Raw genomic sequence first — 16,904 nt, 5'->3', positions numbered from 1 at the left:
GGTACCGGACGATTTCTCGTCATGTTAACGCGATCGGTTGCCGGGGCGTCCGGTTGTCCACAGGCTGTGGGCGGCCGCGGAAAAGTGGGTGCCCGCATGAATCGCCGACCGGCATGATCCGTCGCATGAGCGATACGTCGGAGCAGGGCACGCGACACGTCACACCCGAGTCGGACGACGAGCGGCGCAAGCGACGCCGTGAGCGGCGCATCAGCGCCTACCGGGGCGCGGAGCGCGTGTTCGCGCGCACCAGCGTGCTCAGCACGCTCCGGGAGCGCCTGGCGGTCCTGGAGGCCGCCGCAGAGGTGTACGACCTGGATCAGACGGTGGACATGTACGGCACCGGCGTCGTCGAGGCCCTGGAGGAGAAGGTCGCCGGTCTGCTCGGCATGGAGGCCGCCGCGTTCTTCCCGACGGGCACGATGGCGCAGCAGGTCGCCCTGCGCTGCTGGGCGGGCCGCACCGGCAGCCCCGTGGTGGCCCTGCACGCGCTCGCCCACCCCGAGGTCCATGAGCGCAATGCGTTGCGCGAGGTCAGCGGCCTGCGCCCGGTCCGGGTGACGAGCGAGCCCCGGCTGCCGACCGCCGCCGAGGTGCGCGACTTCGAGGAGCCCTTCGGGACGCTGATGCTCGAACTGCCCCTCAGGGAGGCCGGTTTCGTGCTGCCCTCCTGGGAGGAGCTCACCGAGATCGTCGAGGCGGCGCGGGAACGCGACGCGGTGGTGCACTTCGACGGCGCGCGCCTGTGGGAGACCACCCTCCACTTCGGCCGTCCTCTGAACGAGATCGCGAGCCTGGCGGACAGCGTCTACGTGTCGTTCTACAAGTCCCTCAACGCCTTCGGCGGGGCCGCCCTCGCCGGCCCCAGGACGCTGGTGGACGAGGCCAAGGCCTGGCGGCACCGGTACGGCGGCACCGTCTTCCAGCAGTTCCCGACCGTGCTGTCGGCCCTCGCCGGGCTGGAGCGCGAACTGCCCCGGCTTCCCGAGTACGTGCGGCACGCGCGCGTGGTGGCCGCCGCGCTGCGCGAGGGCTTCGCGGCGGCCGGGGTCCCCTGGACGCGCGTCCACCCCGAGGAACCGCACACCAACGAGTTCCAGGTCTGGCTGCCGTACGACGCCGATGTCGTCGCCGACGTCGCGGTCCGGCACGCCGAGGAGACCAGGACCCTGCTCTTCGCCCGGCCCTGGGAAGCCTCCGGCCCGGGGCTCGCCGTCACAGAGATCGACGTACGGGCCGCGGGCCTGGAGTGGACGGCCGAGGACGTGAAGGCTGCGGTCGCCGACTTCGCCGCCCGGCTGATCGCGCGGGTCAGCGGGTAGAGCGCGGGCGCCGACGCAGCCAACGGCCCAGGGCCTGCCGTAGCCGGCCGTGGGCCGGACGGCCCACGAGGACCGCGCGGAAGCGCCGGTGGTCGCCCAGTTCGCGGATGACCTGCCAGTCGTGCGCGCCGGGCGCGGGCGGGTCGGGCTCGCCGAGTTGCCGGGCGCGGTAGGTGTCGAGGACGTGGTACTGGGTGATGCTCATGGCGGATCGCCTTCTCGGGTTCTCGGGACGTGGGAATCGGGCTCCGCGGCTGCCCCGGATGTCCCAGGTTGCGTCGCCGCCGCTGTGACGTCGCGTCGATTGACGGCCGCCGTCAATCGGAGACCGCGTTGTCAGTGGCGGGGTGCACCATGAGGGCATGAGCGTGAGCATCGACATCGCGGGGCTGCGGCCGGAGAGGGTCGCCGTCGTCCCCTCGCCCCTGGCCGAGCTCGGCATGGCGCTGCACGCGCTGTCCGAGCCGGGGCACCATCCGGGCCTGCAGGGCTGGGTGACGAGCGTGACCGCCCGGCTCGACTCGCATCTGGCGGACCGGATGTGCGAGGCCGACTTCCTGTGGCGGACGACGTTCGCCGACCTGTTCCTGCCGTATGCGGGTGTCCCGGGCGGGGCCACGCTGCCCGGCGCGACGATCGCCGAGGAACTGGACCTGCTGGACAAACTGACGGACGAGCAGTTCGTGGACGCGGCGCTGGAGTTCACCTGTGCCCTGCCGTACGAGGTTCAGGGCCCGCCCGTGCTCGCCGACCCGGAGTTGCGCCGCCGGGCCCTGGAGCTGGCCGCCGCGCGCGGGCCGCAGCAGTTGCGGTTCAGCCGACGGCTGTTGGACGATCCGCCGCGGATCCGGGCCTGGCTGCGGCAGTTCCTTCAGGACTGCGACGAGGCGTTCTTCGCGGACACCTGGTCCCGGCTGCGCCATCAGCTCACGGCCGACGCCCGCCACAAGACCGATCTGCTGCGGCACAAAGGGCTGGGCCAGGCGCTGGCCGCGGTCTCCCCGGCGGTGGTGCTCGACGAGGCCGCCGGACGCATCACCATCGACAAGCTCCGCCACAGCCACATCTGCGACCGGAGCCTGCTGCTCGTGCCGACGAGCCTGGGCTGGCCGCATCTCCAGGTACTGCACCGGCACGGCTGGCAGCCGGTCCTGCACTACCCGGTCGGCTCCCCGGAGCTCACCGCGCCACCCTCGGTCGAGCAGCTGACCCTGCGGATGACCGCACTGTCCCACCCGGTCCGCATACAGCTGTGCCGGAACCTGGCCCGCACCACGTACACCACGAGCGAACTCGCGCAGATCCACGGCATGACGGCCCCCGAGATATCCCGGCACCTCAGCGTGCTGAAGAAGGCGGGCCTGATCACCACCCGACGGCGCGGGCGGTACGTCCTGTACCAGCTCGACGTCACGGCGATGGCCCGGCTCGGCAGCGACTTCCTGGAGGCCCTGCTCAGGTAACCGCCGGACGCATCAGTCGGGGCGACCCTACCGACGCCCGCGCACGCCCGGTCAGCCGTGTCCGCCGGCTCGCACCAGCCCCGTCTCGTACGCCAGGACCACCACCTGGACCCGGTCCCGCAGACCCAGCTTGGTCAGGATGCGGCCCACGTGCGTCTTGACGGTCGCCTCGGACAGCACCAGCCGGGCAGCGATCTCGCCGTTGGAGAGCCCTTGAGCGACCAGCACCATGACCTCGCGCTCGCGGTCGGTGAGCCGCTCCAGTGCCTTGTGCTGCGGCTCCTTGCCGACGCTGGGCAGCATCGGCGCGAACCGGTCGAGCAGGCGCCGGGTCGTCGAGGGGGCCACGACGGCGTCGCCGCTGTGCACGGACCGGATGGCGGTCAGCAGCTCCCCGGGCGGCACGTCCTTGAGCATGAAGCCGGACGCGCCCGCCTTCAGCCCCGAGAAGGCGTACTCGTCGAGGTCGAAGGTGGTCAGGATCAGCACCTTCGGCGGATCGGGCTCGGCGCAGATACGGCGCGTGGCCTCGACGCCGTCGAGCTTCGGCATGCGTACGTCCATCAGCACCACGTCGACGGGGGTGGAGCGCACCACCTGAAGCGCCTCGACACCGTCGCCCGCCTCCGCGACGACCTCCATGTCCGGCTGGGCGGCCAGCACCATCCGGAACCCGGTGCGCAGCAGCACCTGGTCGTCGACGAGCATCACGCGGATCGTCGTCATCGGGGCCTCTTCCGTTCTCGTCGGTCTCGTCTGTCGCGTCTGTCTCGTCTGAAGTCTCGTCGGGTCTGCGCCTGCGTCTGCATCTGCCTCGCGGGGGCGTGACAGGTGTCAGCAGGGGGCGTGCGTCGACGTCAGTGCGCTGGCTTGAGCGGGAGCAGCACACTGATGCGGAAGCCGCCGCCCGGGCGCGGGCCCGCGTCCAGGGTGCCGCCGACCATACCCACCCGCTCGCGCATCCCGATCAGCCCGTGCCCCTGGCCGTCGGTGCCGCCCTCTTCGTACAGCTCGTGCGGGGCCCCCTTGCCGTCGTCCTCGACCAGCAGACCGAGGCCGTCGTCGAAGTAGACCAGGCGCACGCTGGCGCCCGCGTTGGGCCCGCCGTGCTTGCGGGTGTTGGTGAGCGCCTCCTGCACGATGCGGTACGCGGTGAGCTCGACGCCGCTGGGCAGCGGCCGTGGGGTGCCCTCGACCTTGAAGTCGACGGGCAGGCCGGAGGTGCGGCACTGCTCGATCAGCTCGTCGATCTGCTCGACGTCGGGCTGCGGGACGTACTCGCCGCTCTCCTGGTGCTCGCCGGTGCGCAGCACGCCCAGCAGGCGGCGCATCTCGGCGAGGGCCTGGCGGCCGGTGGAGGAGATCGTCTCCAGGGCCTTCTTGGCCTGGTCGGGCGCGGAGTCGAGGACGTAGGCCGCGCCGTCGGCCTGGACCACCATCACCGACACGTTGTGCGCGACGACGTCGTGCAGCTCGCGTGCGATCCGGGCGCGCTCGGCGGCGACCGCGACCTTGGCCTGCGCCTCGCGCTCCTTCTCGAGCCGGGTGGCCCGCTCCTCGAGCTGCTCGTAGTAGGCGCGGCGGGTGCGGATCGAGTCGCCGAGCACCCAGGCGAGAGCGAAGGGCACCGTCATGAAGATCATCAGGGCGATGCTGCCCAGGACGCTCGAATCCCTCTCCGGCCAGCGCACCTGCGCCAGCGGCGCCGCGGTCAGACCCACGGCCAGCGCGAGCCGGGAGGCCCAGCGGGCGCCGGTCGCGGCCACGGTGTAGGTGATCACCAGGAAGGCGAAGTTGGCGGGTGTCGTCGCCACGTTCAGCGCCAGCTGCGCCACTCCCACGCCGATGGCGAGCAGCAGCATCTTCTCCGGCATACGCCTGCGCAACGCGACGACCAGGCACAACAGGAGGAGGACCGGGACGATGACCGCCTCGGAGTCGGTGCCCGGAGCCGACTGCCCGCCCTCCTGCCGGACGGCTTCGCTCACCACGGAGATCCCGAAGAGGAGGACGGCCCAGAAGGCGTCCACCCATGTCGGGTGCCTGCGGAGGAAGTCGTAGAGGAGCTGCACGTAACCCAGCGTAGGGAAGCAAGATGCGTGCAGGGGTCAACCGGAGGGCCGATCCGCATCGGGCCCGCGTACTCCGCAAGGTGGAGGCTCCGTTCCCCTGTGCGCTTAACCTGACGGCGTGACGGACGAGACAGCGGGGCACTGGCGCGGTTGGCGGGCGGCGGCCGAGGCCGCCCTGTACGGGCCGGACGGCTTCTACCGCAGGCCCGAGGGCCCGGCCGGCCACTTCCGTACGTCCGTGCACGCGTCGCCGCTCTTCGCCGGGGCCGTGGCCCGGCTGCTCTGCCTGGTCGACGAGGCGCTGGGCGGGCCCGAGACGCTCGACTTCGTCGACATGGGGGCGGGGCGCGGGGAGCTGGTCACCGGCGTGCTGGCCGCGCTGCCCGCCGGCGTGGCCGCCCGCACGCGCGCGTACGCCGTCGAGGTCGCCGACCGCCCCGCGGGCCTCGACCACCGCGTCGAGTGGCTCAGCGCGCCCCCGCAGGGCGCGACCGGGCTGCTGTTCGCCAACGAGTGGCTGGACAACGTGCCCGTTGAGGTGGCCCAGGTCGACTCCGCGGGCGTACCGCGGCTGGTGCTCGTCCGGGAGGACGGGGCCGAGCTGCTCGGTGAGCGCGTCTTCGGCGCGGAGGCGGAGTGGCTCAGCCGGTGGTGGCCGCTGCCGGCCGAGGAGGGGCTGCGCGCCGAGATCGGGCTGCCCCGCGACGAGGCCTGGGCTGCGGCGGTCGCGACGCTCGACCGGGGGCTCGCGGTCGCCGTGGACTACATGCACACGGCGGACGCCCGCCCGCCGTTCGGCACGCTCACCGGCTTCCGCGAAGGGCACGAGACACGGCCTGTGCCGGACGGGTCCTGCGACATAACGGCACACGTGGCGCTGGACGCGTGCGCGCCGCTCGACGCACTCCCCGGCGCGCCCCTCGACACACTTCCCCGCGCACTCCTCGTGCGCCAGCGCGAAGCCCTGCGCGCCTTGGGCATCGCAGGCGCCCGGCCCCCGCTCGCGCTGGCGACCACACACCCCGCGGCCTATGTGCGCGCCCTCGCGAACGCGGGAGAGGGCGCCGAACTCACAGCGGTCGGCGGCCTCGGCGACTTCGGATGGCTGGTGCAGCCGGTTGGAATTCCCAACCCGCTCACCTAGAGGGCACCTACTTGTCGATGTCCCCGACCACGAAGAACAGCGACCCCAGGATCGCCACCATGTCCGCCACCAGCGTCCCCGGCAGCAGCTCCACCAGCGCCTGGATGTTGTTGAACGACGCCGACCGCAGCTTCATCCGGTACGGCGTCTTCTCGCCCTTGCTGACGAGGTAGTAGCCGTTGATGCCGAGCGGGTTCTCGGTCCAGGCGTACGTGTGGCCCTCGGGCGCCTTGAGGACCTTGGGGAGCCGCTGGTTGATCGGGCCGGGCGGCAGCTCGGCAAGCCGGTCCAGGCAGGCGTCGGCGAGGTCCAGGGAGTTGTGGGTCTGCGCCAGGAGGCACTCGAAGCGGGCGAGGCAGTCGCCTTCCTTCCGGGTGACGACCTGGAGGGTTTCCTCGAGTTCGCCGTACGCGAGGTACGGCTCGTCGCGCCGCAGATCGAAGTCGACGCCGGAGCCGCGCGCGATCGGCCCGCTCACGCCGTACGCGTGGACGGTCTCCGGCGCGAGGACGCCCACCCCGCGGGTGCGCCCGCGGAAGATCTCGTTGCCGAGGACCAGGTCGTCGAAGCGGTCCATACGGGAGCGCAGGGCCGCGACGGAGGCACGCGCGCGCGTGGTCCATCCCGCGGGCAGGTCCTCCTTGAGGCCGCCGACCCGGTTGAACATGTAGTGCATCCGCCCGCCGGAGACCTCCTCCATGACGTGCTGGAGTTCCTCGCGCTCGGTGAAGGCGTAGAAGATCGGAGTGATCCCGCCCAGCTCCAGCGGATACGAGCCCAGGAACATCAGGTGGTTGAGCACCCGGTTCAGCTCCGCGAGCAGCGTGCGCGTCCACACCGCGCGCGGGGGCACCTCCATGCCGAGCATGCGCTCCACGGCGAGGACCACGCCCAGCTCGTTCGAGAAGGCCGACAGCCAGTCGTGGCGGTTGGCGAGCATGATGATCTGGCGGTAGTCGCGCGCCTCGAAGAGCTTCTCCGCGCCGCGGTGCATATAGCCGATCACGGGCTCCGCGCTTGTGATGCGCTCGCCGTCGAGGGTGAGCCGCAGCCGCAGCACGCCGTGCGTGGACGGGTGCTGGGGCCCGATGTTGAGCACCATGTCGGTGCTCTCCGCGGCACCGCCGATACCGACCGTGGTCTCCGTCGTAGGAGTCATGGCCCCAGTCTCCCCTACGTACGCTTGCCGTATGGAGACGGGGAGCCGGGAGAACCCGGAGGCGGCGGGGGTCGAGCCGACGTGGATCGGGCTGCCGCCCGGGCTGCTGCGGATGCGCAGGCTGTTGCTGGTGGTGTGGATGGGGCTGCTGACGGCGGCCACCGGTGTGCTGCCCGGGCTGTTCGCGGGTCCCGCGTGGGCCGCGTTCGCGCTGCTGCCGCTGGCCCTGCTGCTGTGGGGCTGGGTGATGGTCGAGCGCAACTGGCGCTCCTGGCGGTACGCCGAGCGCGCCGACGACCTGCTGATCAGCAGGGGCGTGCTGTGGCGTGAACTGACCGTCGTCCCGTACGGGCGGATGCAGCTGGTCGAGGTCACCTCCGGGCCCGTCGAACGGCACTTCGGGCTGGCCAGCGTGCAACTGCACACCGCGGCCGCCGCGACCGACGCGACGATTCCGGGGCTCGATCCGGTCGAGGCGGAACGGCTGCGCGACCGGCTCACCGAGCTGGGCGAGGCACGATCGGCGGGGCTGTGACGGCGCCGGGCGTCGACGGCGCCGTACGGGAGAAGCAACCCGTCACCGAGCGGCGGCTGCATCCCGTGACACCGCTGCGGCGGGCGTGGGCGCCGGTCGCCGTGATCATCGGGTGGGCGTTGCACGACCCCGACCAGACGCAGCGCCAGCTGACCAGGCTGACCACGACCACACTGCTGATCGCGCTCGCCGTGATCGTCCCGGCCGCCGCCCTGTACGGCTTCCTCACTTGGTGGTTCACGCACTTCGCGGTGACCGACACCGAACTGCGCATCCGTACCGGCCTGTTGTTCCGGCGCGCCGCGCACATCCGGCTCGAACGCATCCAGGCCGTCGACGTCACCCAGCCGCTGCTCGCGCGGGTCGCGGGCGTCGCCAAGCTCAAACTCGACGTCGTCGGCACGGACAAGAAGGACGAGCTGGCCTTCCTGGGCGCGGACGAGGCGCGCACGCTGCGTGCCGAACTGCTCGCGCGCGCGGCGGGTTTCGCGCCCGAGACGGCGCACGAAGTCGGGGAAGCACCGGCGCAGGAGCTGCTGCGCACGCCCCCGGGAGTACTCGCCGTCTCCCTCGTCCTGACCGGCGCGACCTGGGGCACCCTCGCCGCCGCGCTCGTCGTACCGCCGCTGATATGGCTCGCCACCCACAGCGTGTGGACGGTCCTCGCAGTCGCCCTGCCGCTGCTGGGCGGGGCGGGCGCGAGCAGCGTGGGACGGTTCGTCGCGGAGTACGACTGGACGGTCGCCGAGTCCCCGGACGGGCTGCGTATCGACCGCGGCCTGCTGGACCGCGTCCACGAGACGGTGCCGCCGGGGCGGGTGCAGACCGTACGGATCGTGGAGCCGCTGCTGTGGCGGAGGCGGGGCTGGGTGCGGGTCGAGCTGGATGTCGCCGGGTCCTCGAACTCCCTGCTGCTGCCGGTCGCCCCGCGTGAGATCGCCGAGGCCGTCATCGCGCGCGTGCTGCCCGGGGTGACGGTGCCGCCGTCCCTGTCCCGGCCGCCGCGCCGCGCCGGCCGGTGCCTGCCGCTGTGGTGGCGCGGCTACGGCATCGCGGTCACCGACACGGTCTTCGCCTCCCGGCACGGGCTCCTGCGCCGGAGCCTGGCGCTCGTACCGCACGCGAAGGTGCAGAGCGTACGGCTGTCTCAGGGGCCCTGGAAGCGCGTCTGGCGGCTTGCGGACGTGCATGTGGACACGGGGGCCAACAAGACCGTCACAGCGCGGCTGCGGGACGCTGAGGAGGCGGCGGAGCTGCTGCGCGGGCAGGCGGAGCGGTCACGGACGGGACGCAGGGACGCGCTGCCGGACCGGTGGATGACCTGAGCCGCCCGGCCGGTGGGCGACTTCAGGAAACCGCGCTGCGCAGCCCCTGCACGTCGATCTGCTCCGTCTCGTCGTGCGCCGTCAGGTCGATGACCTGCCCGACACCGCGCGACTCCGCGCCGGCCGGCTTGAACTCCGCCTCGGTCTCCGCCTTGTGGAGCGCGAGCGCCTCCTGGCCGACGACATCGGCGAGGTCCTCGTTCTGCACGGCTTCCAGCGCGGCGGCCTCCGACTCCGACTCCGTCTTCGTACCGAAGAAGTCGAAACCGCCCTCGACCGCCGGACGCCGCACGGGCGACGCCGGTACGACGGCCACCGCGGTCGGCACCGTGAAGTGCCCGGAGGGCTGCTGCCCGGACGGAGTCGACTTGCCCATCGAGGTGGCGGCCGCGCGCTCGTGCCCGTCGACCGCCTCGGGCTTCCCCTGCGCTTCGTCCTCCTGCGCGGCCTCCCCGGCACCGGCCTTCACCGGCTCCTGCCCGCCCGGAGCGCCGCCCTTGGGCGAACCGTCATCGTCGGGGGAACCCTTGGGAGCGTCGTCGTCGCCGTCGGCATCACCCTTGGACACGGCGTCGGCGTCCCCCTTGGGCGCACTGTCCGTGTCGAAGTCCGTGTCGAGCTTCGCCAACGCCACCTTGGCGCGCAGGAAGAGCTTCGACCCCTCCGGAGAGAAGACCGCGGGAGCCGCAGCCTCGACCTGCTCCGCCTGCTCCGCCTGTCCCGTCTGTTCGTCCTCGGCGGCCTCCACCGGCACGGCGGATTCAGCGGATTCGTCCGAGGCAGCCACCGCGTCGGTCTCCTCCTCGGGAGCGGACGCCTGCGACGGCACGGGCGGCAGCGCACGGGCCGGCGCGGCCTCTATCTCCAGCAGGCGGCGGCCCTCCAGGGCGGTCGCACGCTCGGTCTCCGCGGTGGCGTACCGGCGCAGCAACGCCGCGTGCTCGTTGCGCAGTCCGGCGAGCTCCGCACGCTTCGCGCGCAGCCGCTGCTCCAGCTTGACGCGCAGTTCGCGGGACTCCTCAAGGTCCGTCTCGAGTTCGGCGACGCGCTCCTCGTGCCGCCACTCGTCGCTCGCACGCGCGCGCGTGAGGTCGGCGACCTGCTTGCCCGCCTGGATGTCCCAACGGCGCAGCACGACCGCGCCGATGACCGCCGTCGCCGCGGCGGCCGCGGCAAGACCGCGAAGCACCGTGGTTTCCGAGAACACCCAGGGGCCGAGCGCGCAGACGGCCGAGACTCCTGCGATCGCCGACGGAGGCAGGACCCTGTGCAGAGGCGGGGAATGGCGGTGACGTCCACGTGGCATGGCCAGAAACTTACCGCGCGTAGGCGAATCTTGGTGGCCCGCCCCATAAAAACACAGCCATCCCGTGTCATTCATACGGCTCAAGGGGGTTTCGGGTTCACCGGTCGCCCAATCGCCCGCTGATCCACTCCAGTGTCGCCGGAATCTCCCGCCGCCAGGTGTTGAAGTTGTGCCCGCCGCTTTCCAGGATGATCGACGAGATCCGCGTCCGGTTCGTCGCCTTGGCGCCCGCTATGAACTTCAGCGTGTCCTTGTAGTTGGATTCACCGATCTTGCTGCTGCTGACGAGCAGTGAAGTGTCGGGCGCGGGCATGTTCTTGAGGTACCAGAACAGGTCGGCGCGGTTCCGCAGCGTCTTGTCGCCGTGGAAGAGGTCGCCCGTGGTGGGGTCGATCGGCGCCCTGTAGTACGCGGACAGGCCCGCCCCGGCGGCATAGACCCGGGGGTGGTGCATGGCGAGCTTGAGTGCGCAGTAGCCGCCCGTCGAGTCGCCGATGATGCCCCAACTCCCCGGTTTTCCGCCCACCCTGTAGTGCCCGCCCACGGCTTCCGGCAGATCTTTGGCGAAAAACGACTCCGTCTGCGGCCCGCCGGGGATGTCCACGCACTCGGTGTCCCGTGGCGGTGCGACGGTAGGCCGCATCATCACCAGGATCATCGGCCGCATACGGCCTTCCCTGGCGAGCCCACGGGCGGTGTGCGGATAGTCGAGCTTGTCCACGAGCGCCTTGGCGGTGCCCGGATAGCCGGTGAGGACGACGGCCGCGGGGAATGTGCGCGTGCGGTATCGCGCCTGGAAGTACTCCGGCGGCAAGTACACGTACGCGCGCGTGGCGATGCGTGTCGTACGACCGAGGATCTCGACCTCATGGATCCGGCCCCCGGCGCGCGCATCAGGGCTGCCCGCCCCCGGAACGCTCTCCGTGTCGACGACGCGCAGCGGGTCGCCCTCGAGGCCGCCGGGCGTGTGGTCGACGACCACGCCCTCGTCGGTCTCCTGTCCCAGCAGGTCCGCCCAGCTGGCGTAGAACCCGAAGGCCTGGTTGGCGGCGAGGCCGGCCGAGGCGAAGAGCGTCAGCTGGACGGCGAGGAGCAGGGCGACGCGGCCGCTGACGGCACGCCAGGTCCGCCGGGCCAGCCGCGGCCACAGCCACACCGTGCCGGCGAACAGCAGGACGGCGGTGCAGAGCGCCAGCGCCAGCACCGTGTCGCTCGTGAGACCCATGAACCCGTTCCCCGTTCCCTGCCTGCGCTCTCCCGCTCGCCCCCGCACGTCTTCGCAGGGGCTTGTCCGGGGCTTTCCCCGGCCTTTTCAACAGCTTTGAGAAGACGAGTGAACCTCTCCCTCCGAGACACCGTCCTAGAGGGCGCAATGTCGCCGGATGCCCGAATCGGTACCGGATCCAAGCTCTCTCGCAGAACTACGGGATGCGATGTCTGTCAGGACAGATGTGGAAATGTCGGGTGGGGTTCCGCAGCGAACACGCCGGGTACGGCACGTGCTGCGCGGCCCGCGCCCCGAAGCCGTTCCCGTCCTCGTCGCCAGAGCGTGTGCCCTCGTGGGCCTGCTGGACATCGCCGCGGGCGTCTTCCCACGGTTCAGGCACAGCCGTATGCACACGCTCGCCGAGGTGCTGCCCGGCTCGTTCGGCCCGTTCGCGGCGGCACTCTCGCTCAGCGCGGGCGTGCTGTTGCTGCTGCTCGCGCACGGCCTGAGGCGCTGCAAGCGCCGGGCCTGGCGGGCCGCCGTCGTCCTGCTGCCGTTCGGCGCGCTAGCGCAGTTCACGTACCGCCACTCCGTGGTCGGCGTGGTGATCTCGCTGGCGCTGCTGGCGCCGCTGGTGCGCCACCGCGACCAGTTCAGGGCCCTGCCCGACCCGCGCAGCCGATGGCGTGCGCTCGCCAACTTCGTCCTCATGGGCGCCGGTTCGCTCCTCCTCGGGCTGCTCGTCGTCAGCGCCCATCCCAAGACCCTGGTCGGCGACCCGAGCCTCGCCGACCGCCTCACGCACGTCCTGTACGGCCTGTTCGGCTTCGAGGGCCCGGTCGACTACCGGGGCACCACGTCGTGGACGGTCGCCATGTGCCTGGGCGCCCTCGGCCTGCTTACCGCCGTCACGACCATCTACCTCGCCTTCCGCCCCGAACACCCGGCCGCACGCCTCACCGACGAGGACGAGGCCCGGCTGCGCGCCCTCCTGGACAAGCATGGCGGCCGCGACTCCCTCGGCCACTTCGCCCTGCGCCGCGACAAGGCGGTGGTGTTCTCCCCCAGCGGCAAGGCGGCGGTGACGTACCGCGTCGTGTCCGGCGTGATGCTGGCGAGCGGCGATCCGATCGGTGACGTGGAGGCCTGGCCGGGCGCCATCGAACGGTTCATGGACGAGGCCAAGGCGCACTCCTGGACGCCCGCCGTCATGGGCTGCTCCGAGACCGGCGGCGAGGTCTGGACCCGTGAGACCGGCCTCGACGCCCTCGAACTGGGCGACGAGGCGGTGGTGGACGTCCCGGATTTCTCCCTCACCGGCCGTGCGATGCGCAATGTGCGTCAGATGGTCAAGCGCATCGAGCGCGCCGGTTACGAGACCCGGGTACGACGCGTGCGTGACCTCGGCGAGACCGAGCTGGACCGCATCCGCCGCGCCGCCGACGACTGGCGCGGCACCGACACCGAACGCGGTTTCTCCATGGCCCTCGGCCGCATCGGCGACGCGTCCGACGGCGACTGCCTCATCGCCACCGCCCACAAGGCCGACGACGAGCCGGGTGAGTACGGCGATCTGAAAGCGATCCTGCACTTCGTGCCCTGGGGCACGGACGGGGTGTCCCTGGACCTGATGCGGCGCGACCGCTCGGCCGACCCCGGCATGAACGAACTGCTGATCGTGGCGGCCCTCGAGGCGGCCCCGAAGTTCGGCATCGCGCGCGTGTCGCTCAACTTCGCCATGTTCCGCTCGGCGCTGGCACGCGGCGAGAAGATCGGCGCGGGACCGGTGCTGCGCGCCTGGCGGGGCCTGCTGGTCTTTCTCTCCCGCTGGTTCCAGATCGAGTCCCTGTACAAGTTCAACGCGAAGTTCCGGCCCCGCTGGGAGCCCCGCTTCGTCGTCTACCGCGCCTCCGCCGACCTCCCGCGCATCGGCTTCGCCGCCATGCAGGCGGAAGGTTTCGTCAACCTGGCCCTCCCCCTCCCCCGCTTCCTGCGCCGCCGCACGACCACCTCACGCCCGTGCGCCCACGCGGTCGGGGAGGGAGACGTCCGCGCGGCTTAGACAGCCCGAGCGAGGCCCCGCCCGCCGAGCCCGGGGCTCGTGCTCGGGCCGCCGGAGCTCGGCGGCCCGACCAGGGGCCTAGGCTGAACGTATGAGCAAGCAGAGCGGACGCGGGCACGTCGCCGGTCTTCCCGAGTGGGACCGCTGCGCGGTCATGGGAGTCGTGAACGTCACTCCCGATTCCTTCTCCGACGGCGGCCGCTGGTTCGACACGACGGCCGCCGTGAAGCACGGCCTCGCCCTGGTCACCGAGGGAGCGGACCTCATCGACGTCGGCGGCGAGTCCACCCGCCCCGGCGCCACCCGGGTCGACGAGGCGGAGGAACTCAGGCGTGTCATCCCCGTCGTACGCGAGCTCGCCTCCGAGGGCGTCACCGTCTCCGTGGACACCATGCGCGCCTGTGTCGCCCAGCAGTCCCTCGCGGCCGGCGCCGCCCTCGTCAACGACGTCAGCGGCGGCCTCGCCGACCCCGCGATGATCCCCGTCGTCGCGGAAGCGGACGCCCCCTTCGTCGTCATGCACTGGCGCGGCTTCCTGGAGGGCAGCACCGTCAAGGGCGTCTACGCCGATGTCGTCAGCGAAGTCCTCGACGAGCTCCACGCGCGCGTGGACGCCGTCCTGGCGGGCGGCATCGCCCCCGACCGCATCGTCGTCGACCCCGGCCTCGGCTTCTCCAAGGACGCCGAACACGATCTGATCCTCCTCGCCCACCTCGACCGCCTGCACTCCCTCGGCCATCCCCTGCTCGTCGCCGCCTCCCGCAAGCGCTTCCTCGGCCGCGTCCTGGCGGGACCGGAGGGCGCACCCCCGCCCGCACGCGAGCGCGACGCCGCCACGGCAGCCGTCTCCGCACTCGCGGCGCACGCCGGCGCATGGGCGGTCCGCGTGCACGAGGTGCGCGCTACGGCGGACGCCGTACGAGTCGCGCGCGCCGTGGAGGGAGCGCGCACCCCCGGCGCAGAAGGAGCGCGCGGCGCCGAAGGAGCCCGGTGAGCGCCCCCCACACCGACGTCGAGCAGGTCGAGCTCGCCAACACCGCCTTCTACGAAGCGATGGAACGCGGCGACTTCGAAGAGCTGTCCTCGCTCTGGCTCACCCCGTCCGACCTCGGCGTCGACGAGACCTACCACGACCCGGCGGACTCCGGCGTGATCTCCTGCGTGCACCCCGGCTGGCCGGTACTGACCGGCCGCGGCGAGGTCCTGCGCTCGTACGCGCTGATCATGGCGAACACCGACTACATCCAGTTCTTCCTCACCGATGTGCATGTCTCCGTCACCGGCGACACCGCCCTGGTGACCTGCACCGAGAACATCCTCAGCGGCGGCCCCGCCCCCGAGGGCAGCGAGGAACTCGGCCCGCTGGTCGGACAGCTCGTCGTCGCCACGAACGTGTTCCGCCGTACGCCCGTCGGCTGGAAGCTCTGGTCGCACCACGCCTCCCCGGTTCTGGCCGAAACCGACGAGGAGGAAGGCGACGACACACCCGCCTGAGTGGGTAGGCGCACCTTGAGGGACCAAGGGGAATCGAGAAGTGGTTGGAATCACCGAGCCCCGGGTATGGGCGGCTACCAACCCGTGAGCCGCCGGGTTCCCCCGGGGAAACACACGATGAAAGCTGCGAGCCCGACTCGGGCACGGACCCCCGTGGCCCGGCCCTGTCAGTGTCCGCAGGTAGATTCGTTCGAGGCCGGTGCGCCGCCCGCACCCGGTGCACATCGGCCGTCACCGACGATTGCAGGAGTGATTCGCGTGGATCGTGTCGCGCTGCGCGGCCTCAAGGCCCGCGGGCACCACGGTGTGTTCCCCAGGGAGCGTGAAGAGGGCCAGACGTTCATCGTGGACCTCGTCCTGGGCCTGAACACCCGACCGGCCGCCGCCGACGACGACCTGGCGAAGACCGTGCACTACGGCATCGTGGCCGAGGAGGTCGTGGCCGTCGTCGAGGGCGAGCCCGTCAACCTCATCGAAACGCTCGCCGAGCGCATCGCCCAGGTCTGTCTGAAGCACGAAGGGGTTCAGGAGGCCGAGGTCTGCGTCCACAAACCGGACGCGCCGATCACGGTCCCCTTCGACGACGTGACCGTCACCATCACCCGGAGCCGAGTATGACCGCATCGTTCACCGAGGGTCACAGCGACCCGACCGTACAGCCGGTACCCGCCTCCGTCGTCGAGAAGGTCGACGCCGCCGACACCACCCTGCAGAATCCGAAACAGGCCGTGATCTCCCTCGGCGCCAACCTCGGCAACCGCCTGGAGACCCTCCAGGGCGCCATCGACGCCCTGGAGGACACCCCCGGCGTCCGCATCAAGGCGGTCTCGCCGGTGTACGAGACGGAGCCATGGGGCGTGGAGCCCGGCAGCCAGCCCTCGTACTTCAACGCGGTCGTGGTCCTGAAGACGACCCTCCCCCCGTCCTCCCTCCTGGAGCGGGCGCACGCGGTCGAGGAGGCCTTCCACCGCGTCCGGGACGAGCACTGGGGCGCACGCACCCTCGACGTCGACATCGTCGCGTACGCCGAAGTCGTCTCCGACGACCCCCAGCTCACCCTCCCCCACCCGCGCGCCCATGAACGCGCCTTCGTCCTGGCCCCCTGGTACGACCTGGAGCCGGGCGCACAGCTCCCCGGCCGCGGCGCGGTCGCCGACCTCCTCGACCACGTCACCCGAGAAGGCGTCACCGCCCGCAAGGACCTGGAACTCCATCTGCCTGAATAGTCGTTAAGGTCGACACGACCACAGGGTCGGACCGGCCGGGTCACCTCGACCGCGGGGCCGGCACCGATCCCGGGAGCTGAAGGGACACCGTGAGAGAGCTGCGCATCAGGTTGCTGGCGGGCGTTTTCGCCGTCGCCGGCGTCCTGTCCTGGGCGGGCGCCCGCCTCTGGAACTCGATCGGGACGCTCCCCAGCGTCCCGCTGGCCGCGCCCATCGTGCTGGCCGTGATCGCCGCGGTCCTCCTCGCCACGGCGCTCTCGCTGCGCGCCCGCCTCAAGGCCCAGCGCGAGCGCCGCCCCGAGGCCAAGGGCGTCGACCCCCTCATGGCGGCCCGAGCGGTCGTCTTCGGCCAGGCCAGCGCCCTGGTCGCCGCCCTCGTCGCCGGTATGTACGGCGGCGCCGGCGTCTTCCTCCTGGAATCCCTCGACATCCCCGCCCGCCGCGACCAGGCCATCTACGCCGGCTTCTCGGTCGTGGCCGGTATCGCCGTCATAGCGGCGGCCATCTTCCTGGAGCGGGTCTGCAAGCTCCCGGAGGACGACGACGACCACCACACGCCAGGAGCAGCCTCAGCGGCGTAAGCGTGACG

The 16,904-nt window shown here is 71.6% G+C and carries 17 protein-coding genes; 11 read left to right on the top strand and 6 right to left on the bottom strand.

Annotated features, from left to right (window positions below; all coding sequences use genetic code 11):
* Positions 1-125: 125 nt before the first annotated feature.
* Entirely contained in the window at positions 126-1,322 is a 1,197-nt protein-coding gene (locus KCH48_RS29690; protein ID WP_210577979.1) for a low specificity L-threonine aldolase, read from the top strand.
* Here KCH48_RS29690 and KCH48_RS29685 read toward each other — a convergent pair.
* Positions 1,312-1,527 carry a hypothetical protein gene (locus KCH48_RS29685; protein ID WP_210577978.1) on the bottom strand — a complete coding sequence of 72 codons (216 nt, stop codon included), beginning with the start codon at positions 1,525-1,527 and terminating at the stop codon, positions 1,312-1,314. The genes KCH48_RS29690 and KCH48_RS29685 overlap by 11 nt on opposite strands.
* Positions 1,528-1,684: 157 nt before the next feature.
* Between KCH48_RS29685 and KCH48_RS29680 the strand changes: the two genes are divergently transcribed.
* Positions 1,685-2,785: a DUF5937 family protein gene (locus KCH48_RS29680; protein ID WP_210577977.1), complete on the top strand. Its 1,101-nt coding sequence runs from the start codon at positions 1,685-1,687 to the stop codon at positions 2,783-2,785.
* 51 nt (positions 2,786-2,836) lie between these two features.
* On the opposite strand, the gene KCH48_RS29675 is transcribed toward KCH48_RS29680, so the two are convergent.
* Both KCH48_RS29675 and KCH48_RS29670 read right to left on the bottom strand, forming a co-directional pair.
* Entirely contained in the window at positions 2,837-3,511 is a 675-nt protein-coding gene (locus KCH48_RS29675; protein ID WP_210577976.1) for a response regulator transcription factor, read from the bottom strand.
* Between the two features lie 131 nt (positions 3,512-3,642).
* Entirely contained in the window at positions 3,643-4,857 is a 1,215-nt protein-coding gene (locus KCH48_RS29670) for a sensor histidine kinase (protein WP_210577975.1), read from the bottom strand.
* 118 nt (positions 4,858-4,975) lie between these two features.
* Between KCH48_RS29670 and KCH48_RS29665 the strand changes: the two genes are divergently transcribed.
* Entirely contained in the window at positions 4,976-6,001 is a 1,026-nt protein-coding gene (locus tag KCH48_RS29665) for an SAM-dependent methyltransferase (protein ID WP_210577974.1), read from the top strand.
* Positions 6,002-6,008: 7 nt separating this feature from the next.
* On the opposite strand, the gene KCH48_RS29660 is transcribed toward KCH48_RS29665, so the two are convergent.
* The gene (locus KCH48_RS29660) at positions 6,009-7,160 is read right to left on the bottom strand and encodes an NADH-quinone oxidoreductase subunit D (protein WP_210577973.1); all 1,152 of its coding nucleotides are present in this window, start codon (positions 7,158-7,160) and stop codon (positions 6,009-6,011) included.
* 31 nt (positions 7,161-7,191) lie between these two features.
* On the opposite strand from KCH48_RS29660, the gene KCH48_RS29655 reads away from it, so the two are divergent.
* The gene (locus KCH48_RS29655) at positions 7,192-7,695 is read left to right on the top strand and encodes a PH domain-containing protein (RefSeq protein ID WP_210577972.1); all 504 of its coding nucleotides are present in this window, start codon (positions 7,192-7,194) and stop codon (positions 7,693-7,695) included.
* Positions 7,692-9,020: a PH domain-containing protein gene (locus tag KCH48_RS29650; RefSeq protein ID WP_210577971.1), complete on the top strand. Its 1,329-nt coding sequence runs from the start codon at positions 7,692-7,694 to the stop codon at positions 9,018-9,020. Before KCH48_RS29655 ends, KCH48_RS29650 begins: the two co-directional genes overlap by 4 nt.
* Before the next feature lie 22 nt (positions 9,021-9,042).
* Here the strand turns inward: KCH48_RS29650 and KCH48_RS29645 are convergent, their stop codons facing one another.
* Both KCH48_RS29645 and KCH48_RS29640 read right to left on the bottom strand, forming a co-directional pair.
* Positions 9,043-10,326 carry a hypothetical protein gene (locus tag KCH48_RS29645; protein WP_210577970.1) on the bottom strand — a complete coding sequence of 428 codons (1,284 nt, stop codon included), beginning with the start codon at positions 10,324-10,326 and terminating at the stop codon, positions 9,043-9,045.
* Between the two features lie 97 nt (positions 10,327-10,423).
* Complete coding sequence (locus KCH48_RS29640) at positions 10,424-11,551, bottom strand: esterase family protein (protein WP_210577969.1); 1,128 nt, start codon at positions 11,549-11,551, stop codon at positions 10,424-10,426.
* Positions 11,552-11,783: 232 nt separating this feature from the next.
* Here KCH48_RS29640 and KCH48_RS29635 point away from each other — a divergent pair, with 232 nt between their 5' ends.
* From KCH48_RS29635 to KCH48_RS29610, 6 genes are all read left to right on the top strand, one after another.
* Positions 11,784-13,595 (top strand): phosphatidylglycerol lysyltransferase domain-containing protein, encoded by a 1,812-nt coding sequence (locus KCH48_RS29635; RefSeq protein ID WP_210577968.1) that lies wholly within the window; start codon positions 11,784-11,786, stop codon positions 13,593-13,595.
* Between the two features lie 91 nt (positions 13,596-13,686).
* On the top strand, positions 13,687-14,589 hold the full coding sequence (folP, locus tag KCH48_RS29630) for a dihydropteroate synthase (protein WP_210577967.1): 903 nt from the start codon (positions 13,687-13,689) through the stop codon (positions 14,587-14,589).
* Complete coding sequence (locus KCH48_RS29625) at positions 14,586-15,089, top strand: nuclear transport factor 2 family protein (protein ID WP_210577966.1); 504 nt, start codon at positions 14,586-14,588, stop codon at positions 15,087-15,089. Before folP ends, KCH48_RS29625 begins: the two co-directional genes overlap by 4 nt.
* A gap of 258 nt (positions 15,090-15,347) precedes the next feature.
* Positions 15,348-15,707: a dihydroneopterin aldolase gene (folB, locus tag KCH48_RS29620; RefSeq protein WP_210577965.1), complete on the top strand. Its 360-nt coding sequence runs from the start codon at positions 15,348-15,350 to the stop codon at positions 15,705-15,707.
* Positions 15,704-16,315 carry a 2-amino-4-hydroxy-6-hydroxymethyldihydropteridine diphosphokinase gene (folK, locus tag KCH48_RS29615; RefSeq protein ID WP_210577964.1) on the top strand — a complete coding sequence of 204 codons (612 nt, stop codon included), beginning with the start codon at positions 15,704-15,706 and terminating at the stop codon, positions 16,313-16,315. The genes folB and folK overlap by 4 nt, the downstream gene beginning before the upstream one ends.
* A gap of 89 nt (positions 16,316-16,404) precedes the next feature.
* Positions 16,405-16,896, top strand: a complete 492-nt coding sequence (locus tag KCH48_RS29610) for a DUF3180 domain-containing protein (RefSeq protein WP_210577963.1) — start codon at positions 16,405-16,407, stop codon at positions 16,894-16,896.
* The last annotated feature ends 8 nt before the right edge of the window (positions 16,897-16,904 follow it).

Source organism: Streptomyces sp. GESEQ-4 (genome assembly GCF_017948455.1).
Classification (GTDB): Bacteria; Actinomycetota; Actinomycetes; order Streptomycetales; family Streptomycetaceae; genus Streptomyces.
This window is presented reverse-complemented; position numbering and strand designations above follow the sequence as displayed.

Excerpts from the sequence above, each read along its gene's own strand:
- KCH48_RS29655 (WP_210577972.1), top strand. The coding sequence starts at position 7,192 with ATGGAGACGGGGAGCCGGGAGAACCCGGAGGCGGCGGGGGTCGAGCCG.
- KCH48_RS29645 (WP_210577970.1), bottom strand. The coding sequence starts at position 10,326 with ATGCCACGTGGACGTCACCGCCATTCCCCGCCTCTGCACAGGGTCCTG.
- folK (WP_210577964.1), top strand. The coding sequence starts at position 15,704 with ATGACCGCATCGTTCACCGAGGGTCACAGCGACCCGACCGTACAGCCG.
- KCH48_RS29685 (WP_210577978.1), bottom strand. The coding sequence starts at position 1,527 with ATGAGCATCACCCAGTACCACGTCCTCGACACCTACCGCGCCCGGCAA.
- KCH48_RS29690 (WP_210577979.1), top strand. The coding sequence starts at position 126 with ATGAGCGATACGTCGGAGCAGGGCACGCGACACGTCACACCCGAGTCG.
- KCH48_RS29635 (WP_210577968.1), top strand. The coding sequence starts at position 11,784 with ATGTCGGGTGGGGTTCCGCAGCGAACACGCCGGGTACGGCACGTGCTG.
- KCH48_RS29660 (WP_210577973.1), bottom strand. The coding sequence starts at position 7,160 with ATGACTCCTACGACGGAGACCACGGTCGGTATCGGCGGTGCCGCGGAG.
- KCH48_RS29680 (WP_210577977.1), top strand. The coding sequence starts at position 1,685 with ATGAGCGTGAGCATCGACATCGCGGGGCTGCGGCCGGAGAGGGTCGCC.
- KCH48_RS29640 (WP_210577969.1), bottom strand. The coding sequence starts at position 11,551 with ATGGGTCTCACGAGCGACACGGTGCTGGCGCTGGCGCTCTGCACCGCC.
- folP (WP_210577967.1), top strand. The coding sequence starts at position 13,687 with ATGAGCAAGCAGAGCGGACGCGGGCACGTCGCCGGTCTTCCCGAGTGG.
- KCH48_RS29675 (WP_210577976.1), bottom strand. The coding sequence starts at position 3,511 with ATGACGACGATCCGCGTGATGCTCGTCGACGACCAGGTGCTGCTGCGC.